Source organism: Faecalibacterium sp. 7, from assembly GCF_049562865.1.
In the GTDB taxonomy this organism is placed as follows: Bacteria; Bacillota; Clostridia; order Oscillospirales; family Ruminococcaceae; genus Faecalibacterium; species Faecalibacterium wellingii.
In genome coordinates, this window is record NZ_CP186911.1 from 1,496,989 (window position 1) to 1,508,918 (window position 11,930).

7 protein-coding genes are annotated in these 11,930 nt (G+C 56.6%); 4 read left to right on the forward strand and 3 right to left on the reverse strand.

The features are described from left to right. The first annotated feature begins 48 nt into the window (after nt 1-48). The 3 genes from ACKXF7_RS07310 to ACKXF7_RS07320 are packed head-to-tail and all read left to right on the forward strand — an operon-like array spanning nt 49 to nt 5,221. A complete protein-coding gene (locus tag ACKXF7_RS07310) occupies nt 49-1,788 on the forward strand; it encodes a diguanylate cyclase (RefSeq protein ID WP_423742572.1) in 1,740 nt (579 codons plus the stop codon). 39 nt (nt 1,789-1,827) lie between these two features. Next, on the forward strand, nt 1,828-2,655 hold the full coding sequence (locus ACKXF7_RS07315) for a substrate-binding periplasmic protein (RefSeq protein WP_423742573.1): 828 nt from the start codon (nt 1,828-1,830) through the stop codon (nt 2,653-2,655). Then, nucleotides 2,645-5,221 (forward strand): response regulator, encoded by a 2,577-nt coding sequence (locus ACKXF7_RS07320; RefSeq protein ID WP_423742574.1) that lies wholly within the window; start codon nt 2,645-2,647, stop codon nt 5,219-5,221. Before ACKXF7_RS07315 ends, ACKXF7_RS07320 begins: the two co-directional genes overlap by 11 nt. Before the next feature lie 108 nt (nt 5,222-5,329). On the opposite strand, the gene ACKXF7_RS07325 is transcribed toward ACKXF7_RS07320, so the two are convergent. The 3 genes from ACKXF7_RS07325 to ACKXF7_RS07335 form a co-directional block, all read right to left on the reverse strand. Beyond that, entirely contained in the window at nt 5,330-8,278 is a 2,949-nt protein-coding gene (locus tag ACKXF7_RS07325) for a response regulator (protein ID WP_423742575.1), read from the reverse strand. A gap of 5 nt (nt 8,279-8,283) precedes the next feature. Next, nucleotides 8,284-10,149 carry an extracellular solute-binding protein gene (locus ACKXF7_RS07330; RefSeq protein WP_423742576.1) on the reverse strand — a complete coding sequence of 622 codons (1,866 nt, stop codon included), beginning with the start codon at nt 10,147-10,149 and terminating at the stop codon, nt 8,284-8,286. A 322-nt stretch (nt 10,150-10,471) separates the two neighbouring features. Further along, nucleotides 10,472-10,792 (reverse strand): Hpt domain-containing protein, encoded by a 321-nt coding sequence (locus ACKXF7_RS07335; RefSeq protein WP_249237214.1) that lies wholly within the window; start codon nt 10,790-10,792, stop codon nt 10,472-10,474. 339 nt (nt 10,793-11,131) lie between these two features. On the opposite strand from ACKXF7_RS07335, the gene ACKXF7_RS07340 reads away from it, so the two are divergent. Then, the gene (locus ACKXF7_RS07340) at nt 11,132-11,896 is read left to right on the forward strand and encodes a MurR/RpiR family transcriptional regulator (RefSeq protein ID WP_348585039.1); all 765 of its coding nucleotides are present in this window, start codon (nt 11,132-11,134) and stop codon (nt 11,894-11,896) included. The last annotated feature ends 34 nt before the right edge of the window (nt 11,897-11,930 follow it).

Genomic DNA, 11,930 nt, shown 5'->3' on the forward strand with positions numbered 1-11,930 from the left:
CAGAGAAAGCACACAAACGATGTAAATGATGTAGGAGAAGGTTAGAACGTGAATACACTTTCCGAGATCGAGGGCTATTACAAAAAGCGCGAGCGGCGGCTGATCGAAAAGCTCCACAAACAGGAAGCAGCCCTTGCCGCAGCAAATCAGAAGCTGAAACAATTGACCGAAAATCAGAGAGCAACGGTGGACGAAACCGCCGAGCAGCATGCTGCACGGGAGCAGAAGCTCAAAGAAGAGCTTTATCGGGACCCGCTGACAGGAGCCTACAACCGCCGCTATTACGAAGAGGTCGTCCGCAAGATCATCGGCCCGGCGGGTGTCGCACTGCTGGATGTGGACGATTTCAAGATCTGCAACGATACCTATGGGCATCATGCCGGAGATATGGCGCTGAAAACGGCGGCAAACGCCATTCAATCCCGCATCCGGAAGTCGGACCTGCTCATCCGCTGCGGCGGGGACGAGTTCCTGCTGGTGCTGCCCGGCATTCCGGGGGATTTTCTGCGCACCAAGCTGGAACAGATCTGCACCGCCGTGCAGATGGCATCCGTACCCGGCTACTCGCATTTCCGCATCTCGCTGAGCATCGGCGGAACCATGCAGTCCATCACCGACCCGATGGAAAATGTGGTCCGCCGTGCAGACCGGCTGATGTATCAGGCAAAGCGCCGCAAGAATACCGTCACGGTGGAGGTCCCGGGGCAGGATCTGGCTGCGCTGGAAAGACTTTTGCAGGAAAAATCACAGATCCTGCTGGTGGACGACTCCGAAATGAACCGCGTGATGCTGTCGGAGATCCTGGGGCAGGAGTACCGCATTCTGGAAGCGAAGGACGGACAGGAATGCATGGAAAAACTGCAGGAGGAAGCCGGAGACATTGCACTGGTGCTGCTGGATATCAATATGCCGTTCATGGACGGTTTTGAGGTGCTGAGGGCCATGAATGCCAACCACACCATCGAGGATATCCCGGTCATCATGATCTCCAGCGAGGACTCCGAAGACGCGATCCGGCGGTCCTATGAGCTGGGTGCGAGCGACTATGTCAACCGTCCCTTTGATGCACGCATCGTATACCGCCGGGTGACCAACATCATCAAGCTGTACGCCAAGCAGCGGCGGCTGGTACAGATGGTGTCGGATCAGATCCGCGCCCGCGAAAACGATACGGATATTCTGGTGGGCGTGCTGAGCCACATCGTGGAGTTCCGCAACGGCGAAAGCGGGCCCCATGTGCGGCACATCCGCACCATCACCGAACTGCTGCTCCACCGTCTGCTGGAGGTCAGCAGCAGATATCCGCTCACGGCGGAGCAGCAGGATCATATCCCACTGGCCTCTGCCCTGCACGACATCGGCAAGATCACCATTGACGAAAAGGTGCTCAACAAACCCGGCAGGCTGACCCCGGAGGAATTTGAGCTGGTCAAGACCCACAGTATGCGGGGCGCCGAAATGCTGCATGATTTGGATAATTTTGGCGAGCAGCCGCTGCTGCAGACCGCCTACGAGATCGCCCGCTGGCACCACGAACGCTGGGATGGCCGCGGCTACCCGGATGGGCTGAAGGGCGATGAGATCCCCATCAGCGCACAGCTGGTCTCGCTGGCCGATGTGTACGATGCACTGACCAGCGACCGCTGCTACAAAAAAGCCTACCCCCACGAAAAAGCCGTGCAGATGATCCTGAACGGCGAGTGCGGGGCGTTCAATCCGCTGCTGCTGCAATGCCTGACGGATGTCCAGACCGACCTGAAAGAAGAGCTACAGGAGCATCCAAACTGAGCTGTGGATGCGATCAAAACAGGAGTATAAAAAGCCCGAATGAAACACAGAATCTCACGCCGTGCATTCCTGAACGGATGCACGCTGCTGGCGGCAGCTGCTGCCGTAGGCAGTCTGACTTCCTGCGGAGGAAAGGAAGCAAAAGACCGCGGTCTTGCACAAATCGTTGTGGGAAGCGACACCTACCCGCCTTATATCTATCTGAACAATGACGGTGTTCCCACCGGGATCGATGTGGAGATCGCCACCGAGGCGTTCCGCCGCATGGGGTATGCTGCCCGGTTTGAAACGATCGACTGGGAGCAGAAAACAAATCTTGTGGAAAGCGGTGCCATCGACTGTATCTGGGGCTGCTTTTCCATGGATGGACGCGAAGAGGTATACCGCTGGGCGGGGCCTTACATGGTGAGCCGTCAGGTGGCTGCGGTGGATGCCAACAGCGGCATCCGGACCCTCAGCGACCTTGCCGGCAAGACCATCGCCGTGCAGAGCACCGGCAAGCCGGAGGAGATCTTTCTCAGCGGCTCCGACCCGCGCATCCCGCAGACGGTGGAGGTGCTCAGCATCGAAAACCGCAGTGTGCAGTACGCAATGCTGGCCTGCGGCTATGTGGACGGCATTGCCGCCCACGAGACAGGCATCCTGCAATATATGAAGGACAATGCCGTAGACTTCCGCATTTTGGAGGAACCGCTGCTGGTCACCGGGCTGGGCATCGCCTTTGCCAGGAACGACACCCGCGGGCTGGACAGCCAGCTGACCGATACCCTTGCGCAGATGCGCGCGGATGGCACGCTGGAGCGGATCATTGGCCAATACCTTGAAAATGCTGCGCAGTATCTGGAGGTGGACACCATTGGCGCGTAAAAACAGAACCACCCCGGATAAAAGGAGATGGGCGGGCTATCTGATCGTCGGCGTGTTCCTGATGATCGGTGTCACATTTCTTTCCGGCTGGCGGGCAATGCGCACAGCGGAGGAACGCTTTTGCCAGACCCTTGAGTTTGTCAAATCCCAGTCTACCAGCTTTGAAAAGTACAATGATACCATCACGGCAAAGGCACTGCGCCGCACGGCGGTCGCGGTCCATCAGCTGGCAGAGGACCCTGCCCTCGACCTCTCCGACCCGCAGTGCCTGAACAGGCAGGCAGAAAAGCTCTGGCTTACCGGCATTTCGGTTCTGGGGCCGGACGGCACGCTCCGGTGCGAGTACACGACCAACGGCATCGGCTATGCCCGGTTTGGCGGCCAGCTGAAAAATGACGCCATTCTGGACGTTTTATCTTACCCGCGAAAGACCTATGTGAAGCGCGTCCTGCTGGAAGATGGCTCTGCTGTGGATGTGGCGGCACACCGGGCAGAAAGCACAGAGCTGCTCCTGCTTGCCTACCGGTATACCCCGGCAGAATTTGTGGAGGAAACGGCGCTGTCCATCCAGAGCGTACTGGATGGCTACCCGGCAGAAACCAGCGGCACGCTGTTCATCGTGCAGAACAATCAGGTCATTGCCGCAAACCGCCCGGAGCTGATGGGGCAGGATACTGCGGACAGCCCGCTGGTGCAGGGAATCCGCAAAGCCGGTGCCGCAGAGAAGCTGACCCATACCCAGGACTGGAACGGCTCCGGCTGCTATTTCGGGATGTTCTGCCATGGCAGATCCTTCGATCTCTATGCGTATACGGACGAAAAAATGATCTTCCGGGAGTCGCTTTCGCTGGTCCTGACGGCGCTGGTCGGCTACATCCTGCTTGTAATGGTCCTTCAGCTGCTGCGCCGCCGCTCCGTGCAGGAGATGGAACAGCAGAAAAAAGAGCAGGAGAGGAAGTATCAGACCCAGCTGGAAGAGCAGAACCGCAAGCTGGAAATCGCGCTTCAGCACGAGGGGGCGGCAAACCGCGCCAAGCGGGAGTTCCTGTTCAATATGAGCCACGATATCCGCACCCCCATGAACGCCATCATCGGCTTCACCTCGCTGGCTGCGACCCATATCGACAATAGGGAACAGGTGCTGGACTACCTGAAAAAGATCTCCACCTCCAGCCAGCATCTGCTTTCCCTCATCAATGATGTGCTGGATATGAGCCGCATCGAGAGCGGAAAGGTAAAGATCGAGGAAAAAGCGGTGCATCTGCCGGACCTCATCCACGATGTGCGCTCCATCATCCAGCCCAATATTTCGGCAAAGCGGCTGTCGCTTTTTATTGATACCATGGATGTGGAGAACGAGGATATCATCACCGACCCGCTGCGGCTGAACCAGATCCTGCTGAACATTTTGTCCAATGCCATCAAGTTTACCCCCACGGGCGGCATGATCAGCATTCGCATTGCCGAGAAAAACGGTGCGCCTGCGGGCCGGGCCTGCTATGAGTTCCGCATCAAGGACACCGGCATCGGCATGAGCGAGGAGTTCCAGAAGCACATCTTTGAGGAGTTCACCCGTGAGGAAAACTCCACCGTCAGCGGCATTCAGGGCACCGGCCTCGGCATGTCCATCACCAAGAACATTGTGGACCTGATGGGCGGCACCATCGCCATTGAGAGCGAGCCGGGCAAGGGCAGCGAGTTCATCGTGAATCTCTGCTTTGCGCTCAGCGGACAAAAGGTGGAGCTCAGACAGCTCCCGCAGCTGGAAGGGCTGCGGGCACTGGTGGCGGACGACGATACCGACACCTGTCTGAGCGTCAGCACCATGCTCTCCAAGATCGGGATGCGGCCGGAGTGGACGATCTCCGGCAGGGAAGCGGTGATCCGCACCCGGTACGCCATGGAGCAGGGGGATGAATTCAGTGTTTACATCATCGACTGGCTGATCCCCGATATGAACGGCATCGAGATCGTGCGGCAGATCCGCAAGGTGATCGGAAAAAGCTGCCCCATCATCATCCTGACGGCCTACGACTGGGCCGATATTGAAGAGGAAGCCCGTGCTGCCGGTGTCACCGCCTTCTGCGAAAAGCCGCTGTTCCTCTCGGAGCTGCGCAGGGTGCTGGCAGAGCCGTTCGGTGCAGAGCCTGCCTGCAGGCCGGTGCAGCTGAATGCGGAGCCCTTCAAGGGGAAAAAGATCCTGCTGGTGGAGGACAACGAGCTGAACCGTGAGATCGCAGTGGAGATCCTGAAGGAAGCGGGCTTTGAGGTGGAATCGGCCGAGGATGGCGAGATCGCCGTCCGGAAGATGGAGCAGGCGGCAGACGGACAGTATGCTCTGATCCTCATGGATATCCAGATGCCCAACATGGACGGCTACGAGGCAACGCGGCAGATCCGTGCCCTGCCGGATGCCGCAAAGGCTGGCATCCCCATCTTTGCAATGACGGCAAATGCCTTTGAGGAAGACCGTCAGAACGCGCTGAAGGCCGGTATGAACGGCCATATTGCAAAGCCGCTGGATATTCCGCACCTGCTGCAGGTCCTTGCAGATGTACTGAAATAAACAGCGCCCAAAAGCAAAAGCACCCACAGCAAGCGTCACAGAGGTTTTGAACCTCTGGTGAGCAAATTGCTGTGGGTGCTTTATTTTTTATGCCGGACAGGCGGCTTGTTACAAAATTTTGCGCAGCTCCTGCACAAGGTCGCCGATCACGATGGGCTTGGACAAAAAGCCATTCATGCCGCTTTCCAAGGCATTGCGGCGGTCTTCGTCGAATGCGTTGGCGGTCATGGCAAGGATCGGGATTTTTGCCAGTGCGGGGTCGTCCAGTGCGCGGATCTGCCGGGTGGCGGTATAGCCGTCCATCACCGGCATCTGTACATCCATCAGCACCAGATCATAGCTGCCCGGTGCGGCAGTGCGGACCTTTTCCACCGCAACGGCACCGTTTTCCGCCGTATCGACCCGGAAGCCATACTCGCACAGGATCTCCTGCGCGATCTCGCGGTTCAGCTCGTTGTCCTCCACCAGCAGGATGTGCCTGCCCTTGAAGCCGACATTCTTTTCCGGCAGAAGCTCCTGCGCCGCGTCCGTCTGCGTCTGCCCGATGGCGTTCATCAGGGTCTCGCGCAGGTCGGACATGAACATGGGCTTGGAGCAGAAGGCGGTCACACCGGCAGCCTTTGCCTCCACCTCAATATCGGACCAGTCGTAGGCGGTCAGGATAATGATGGGCGTATCATCGTGCAGGCTGCGGATCTGGCGGGTGACCTCGATGCCGTTCATATCCGGCAGACGCCAGTCGATGATATAGGCGTGGTAGACATCGCTCATCTCGATGGACTGCCGTGCCCGCAGCACCGCTTCCTTGCCGGAAAGGGTCCACTCTGCACGCATGCCCACCTTGACCAGCATCTTTGTCACGCTGTCGCAGGTGTTGAAATCGTCGTCCACCACCAGTGCCTTCAGGCCTTCCAGTTCGGTGATCTTTTCCACCGGACGGTGCTCTGCCTGTGCACGCATGGGCACACGAATGATAAACTCGGTGCCCTTGCCCTGCGCTGTCTGCACCTCGATGGTGCCGCCCATCATATCCACGATGTTTTTGGTGATGGCCATGCCAAGGCCGGTGCCCTGAATCCGGCTGACCGTGGAGGTACGCTCCCGCTCAAAGGGCTCAAAGATCTTTTGGGCAAATTCCGGGCTCATGCCGATGCCGTTGTCCTTGACGCGGAACTCGTACTGCCCGCAGCCGCGTACCTTACCGGCAAGCTGCCGCACCCGCACCGAGACCGTGCCGCCCGCCGGGGTAAACTTGATGGCGTTGGACAGCAGATTCAGCAGCACCTGATTCAGCCGGGTCTTATCACAGTAGACGTCCTCATCGGTCACATCCATGGCGTCCATATAAAGCTCCAGCTGCTTTGCGTAGATCTGCCCGCTGACGATGGTTTTCAGGTCGTGCAGCACATCCGAAAGGTTGATTTCCACCTCTTCCAGATGGATCTTTCCGCTTTCAATGCGGCTCATATCCAGCACATCGTTGATGAGGGAGAGCAGATGATTGCTGGATGCAAGGGTCTTTGCAAGATAGTCCTTCACCCGCTCCTTGTCGTCGAGATTGCTGAGCGCCAGCGTGGTAAAGCCGATGATGGCGTTCATGGGGGTGCGGATGTCGTGGGACATATTGGAAAGGAAGGTGCTCTTGGCGCGGTTGGCAGTTTCGGCCGCTGCAACGGCATCCGAAAGCGCCTGATTCACCTGCCTGTCGGCGGTGCGGTCGGACAAGACAAGGATATACTTGGTTCTGTCCGCCACCTCGCTGCCCATGGCGACGATGTGGAACCAGCGCAGTTCTTTTGTCTCCTGATGCAGATACGCCGCATCCCACTCGCGCTGCTGCCCGCGGTGAAGCCCCTCCAGAAAGTTCTTGTCACAGTCCGGGTCGTCTTTCGGGTGCAGGTTCGCCAGAACATGGACATCCTGCCGCACTTCTTTCCACGGGAGGCCCAGCAGGCGCTCGATGTTGGGGCTGACATAATCCACCTTGGAGGTCTTTGCGTCCAGCATCAGGAAAACGTCGTCCACGTTCAGCGAAAGCTTTTGGAACAGCTCGTCCCGGTACAGGATCTCCGTGTTTTTCCGGCGCAGGGTCGTGTGGTTTCTGCGCACAATGAGCAGAATGATCAGCAGCGCAAGACCTGCGGCGATGCCCGCCACGATCTGCGCCGTGCGGAACCACAACATGTCCAGATTGGCATTGACGATGCTGACCGGCACAAGCCCCACCATCGTCCAGTTCTGGACCGCTGTGCCCTCGTAGACCAGATAATAACTGGTGTCACCCAGTTTGACCTTCAGGTTTCCGCTGCGGCCCTGCGCAAAATCATCCGAAAGGGCAAGAATCTGTTCCTCGGAAAAATCGGAATGGTCGCGCAGCATCGCAATGAAGTTGTAAATGATTTCCTTGCGGTTTACGGAATTGTCGATGACCACCCGCCCATCCGGGTAGATGACATAGTTGCTGGCATTGCCCTGAAAAGCAGAGCTGTCCAGCAACCGCAGCACAGCATCATTATAATAGGTGATGGCAACGGCGTCGTAGGCAAAGCCCCGGTAGCTGCCCTGCGTTTCGGGGCAGATGAACGCAAGCATCGGGGCTTTGCCGGGCAGCGCCGTATTCACGACGATATCCTCGCCATCGGAGAGCTTTTCGTCCAGATTGGTCTGCAGGCCAAGATAGCCAGTTTCCCCGGTCACGGTCATGTAGTTGCCGTCATAGGTAAGAAAGTAAAAATCGACAAATCCGATTGCCTGCTGTGCATCCTCGATATAGGCCTGAATCTCGTCCTCATCCGAGGTGTTTTTCAGAAAGCCGTTGTACAGATGCAGATAGGTCAGGTTTTTGCGCACCATCTCTTTCAGCATATTGTTGGATTTATGCAGCACCTCTTCCAGATGCGAGGTGCTTTCCTGATAGATGGTCTGCGACACAAACGAGATGTACCGGACGCTGAAAACGGCTGCCAGAAAGACCAAAAGAAGGATGGCAGCGGCGGCAGGCAGCCACTTGTGCCGGGAATGGCAGCTGCGTTTGATTTCGTGCTTTTCGTCTGCCATTCCGCTCACCTCAGTGTCATGTAGTTTTCAGGCTCTGCAAGCGCTGCGCCGCCGCCGGAGACATAATCGCACCATGTGTCTTTTACCCACGCATCTTCGCCCGCAGACGTACCGCTTTCGCTCGCAAGCAGCGTGTCCAGCTGCTTTTCCGTTGCCAGACAGGTCACGGTAACGGTGTCGTTATCCCCCAGCGGCTGCCCGTTCCGGGTGATGCCGGTCAGGGTATAGCTGCCGCTTGCCTCTTTTACCTCCACGGCAATGCCGCTGACCACCGGCAGAGAACCGCGGTTGAAGGGCACAAACCCGCCCTCGCAGCCTTCCACAAAGGCGCGGACGGTCTCTTTCAGCTCTGCGCCGGTCATGGTGCACTGGCGGGACATCAAGCCGTTCGGCATGATCATGGAAGCCGCCATCTTCTGGTTATAATCTGCCTGCAGCACACTGCCAGTAAAGCTGTTTGCAGTGGCAAGCAGCACATCGGTGCCATACACGCCGCGCAGCGTGTTCGCCATCACGGAGAAGGCGGCGTTGCCGCCGTTTGCGTGGAACACGTTGGAATAGCCCTTCCCGGAGGTCAGCACGGTCTCGTTGTCGGCAGACTCCTCATCGGCAATGAGCTGGGCATTGAAGGCCTGATATGCCTGCTCAGCGGTAAGCTTGCCTGCGATCATTTTGGAGACCACATCCTTGGAAACGGCAAAGAAATCATTGGAGGCAATGCGGATATACATGTGGTTTTCGTCCACCGCGCTGCGGGCGTCCTTCATATAATCGGTCAGGTGCAGGGGAACGTTCTGGCTGTAACTCAGCAGGTCCTGTCCATCGGAGATAATGCGGTTCTGCGCCGGTTCGGAGAGCATGACGTTCAGCACCTTCATGGCTTTTTCGCGGCGCGCGGTGTCCTGCTCCAGATCCCGGTTCAGGGCGACCTGAAAATAGGGGGTGGTCATGATCCACTGTTCGCCGTTCTGGCTGAAGAAGGGAAAAAAGGTGGTGTCGATGCCCTCATCCTGAAACATCTTCACACCGGCAGAGCTGCCAAAGTACATGGCAACCTCTCCGTTCCGGAACATCCCGGTCACATCGTCGTAATTCAACGCAAGATCGTCTGCCGTAAGGTGGGTATCCTGAATGAACTGCGCCATCCGCTCAAAAGCCCCCGGCCACACGGCATCGTCCAGACCCACCCGCGCGGTGCTGGCGGGGTCGCTGTAAGCGGTGCGCCACCTGCGTCCCTCCGTCGTGGTAAGCTCGGCAGCGGAAAGCCCCTGCAGCGTTTCCATGCAGGTGTAGTCGTAGGTATAATCGGAGGTAAAGCCGCGGATGCCTACCTTTTCAAATGCCTGACATGCCGCCACAAAGCTTGCGTAATCGGTGGGCAGGGGAATATCGTACTGCTCAAAAAGGCTGCGGTTGACCACAAAGCCGTGAGCATCCGCGCAGACCGGTAGCCAGTTCACGCTGCCGTCCTCGTTTTTAAAGCTGTTGAGGTAGGTGTTGTACACAGCGCCAGCCTCATTGGTCATGGCAAGGTTCATCAGGCTGTCCTTCAGGGGAGCCGCATCGTGCAGCGAGAACCGGCAGCAGGTGATGATATCCGGCAGACCGCCGTTCTGCTGCAAAAACTTGTAAAAATCCAGATCGTTGTTGCCGACGATGAACTCAATGTTCACGTCCGGCAGCTGGGACTGGACATAGGGGGCATAGGTCTCGTACAGGGTATTCGTCCACAGATACACCTGAATGGTCTGGGCGTCCTCCTGCTGCTGTACCTGTTCTGCGGTTTTTGTGCCGCAGCCGGTCAGCAGGGAAACCGCCATCACCAATGCCGCAAGCAGGAAAATAAGGCGGTGCAATGTTCTTTTGCTCACTAAATCGTTCTCCTCACAACTTTAGAGCAACTGGCGTTTTCCGGCAAAGCTGCTTTGGCCTACTTGTCGTACATCACTGCCCGCAAGAGTGTGCGCTGTAAAACCCGCCCACGGAAAGGATGCCGCAATTTTTGCACGCTTTCTGTTTTGCGCTCTCCCTCTACCGCGAAAGGGCAGAGAATGACAGAGACATAAAAATATTTTACTACTGCCATGAAGGATTTTCAATGAATTTTCACGTATTTATACATAAAAACCACGCATGTCCGATTTCTTTGCATCGGCGCACATGGCGGGCGGAAAACTGTGGGGACAGCCTGCGTTACTGCACTCCACGGATGGCATCCGTCGTGATCTTGTACTGTTCCGTTACACGGGCAAACCATTCCCCGGAGCCTTCCAGTGTACCCGCACGCAGCACCTCGGTCAGCTCATAGGCGGGCTGATAGAGATTGGTAAAGCCAAGGTTCTGGCATACACCCTTGAGCGTGTGTGCTGCACGGAATGCTTCCTGTGCATTTCCTTCCTTCAGCGACTGCTCCAGCTTTGGATAGCTGTCGTCGTTCAAAAACATCAGCGCAAATTTACGGACCATACTCTCACGGGGCAGCCGATGAAATACCTCTTCATAGTCTGCGCCCATTTCTTTATAACACTCCTGAATCGTCATAATCCCTGCACGGCCTTTCCTATTTCTTTCTGCGCACGGCACTGCATCGTCACAAAAGTGCCACGCGGATTTGTTGCAGTTTGTTATGTTATCAATATACCATTTATTAAGTAGGATTTCAATTCATTTGCAGCGGTATTTTATAAAAATAAGGGCCGCTGTACATTATTTTGTGCAGCAGCCCCCTTTGCAGGATGTCCTGCCGCTGTGAAATCTGTTCTTGACGTCCGTGCGAGTAAGCGGTACGATACAAGCATAGACCGGAACGGCAAACGGATGATACAGAACGATCACGTACAGGAGGATGCTTTTGTGAACATTGAAAAGATCACGCAGGGGAAGAACCTGACCGATACAGAGCAGACCGTGCTGGAGTACATTCTGGATCATCTGGACACGGTGCAGACCGAGGGCGTGCGCGGGGTGGCGCGGGCAAACTATACCTCCACCTCCACCATCATGCGGCTGGCGCGCAAGATGGATTACAGCGGTTTTGTGGATATGTGCTACAAGCTGCGCTCCTTTACCGAGACGCCGCACCAGACGATGAAGGAGGAAGAAAACTTTCTCAACAGCTTTGGCGTGGAGTCGCTGCTGAACTACAATACCTATACGCAGCTTAAAGCCTGTGCGGAAAAGATCCTGGAGCAGAAAGACAAGATCATCTTTGTCTACGGCACCGGCTTTTCCGGTACGGTGTGCACCTACCTGACCCAGAAGCTGGTCAACATGGGCATTTTGTGCGTCAGCGCCACGGGCGGCGACTCTGTGGGCATCTTTGAGAATACGCTGGAGCGGATGGGGATGTTTTTCTGCATCTCCAAATCCGGCGAGACCTCGATGGTGCGCGACAAGATCAAGACTGCACAGGAAAACGGCGTGTGCACCGTAGCCATTACCGGCGAGCAGAAAAACAGCATCGGACAGTTTGCAGACCTGTGGTTTCGGATAGAGAACCCGTGGAAGCTGGATGACCAGAACACCATGCCCAGCACCTTTTTTCCGCAGACCATGATGCTGATCGAGCTGATTGCCTACGAATACCGCCGTCTGTGCCTTGGAAAAGACATGAAATAACGAGTATTTGTGCAGAATGTGCAAAAAAGACTCC

Excerpts from the sequence above, each read along its gene's own strand:
- ACKXF7_RS07315 (WP_423742573.1), top strand. The coding sequence starts at position 1,828 with ATGAAACACAGAATCTCACGCCGTGCATTCCTGAACGGATGCACGCTG.
- ACKXF7_RS07325 (WP_423742575.1), bottom strand. The coding sequence starts at position 8,278 with ATGGCAGACGAAAAGCACGAAATCAAACGCAGCTGCCATTCCCGGCAC.
- ACKXF7_RS07335 (WP_249237214.1), bottom strand. The coding sequence starts at position 10,792 with ATGGGCGCAGACTATGAAGAGGTATTTCATCGGCTGCCCCGTGAGAGT.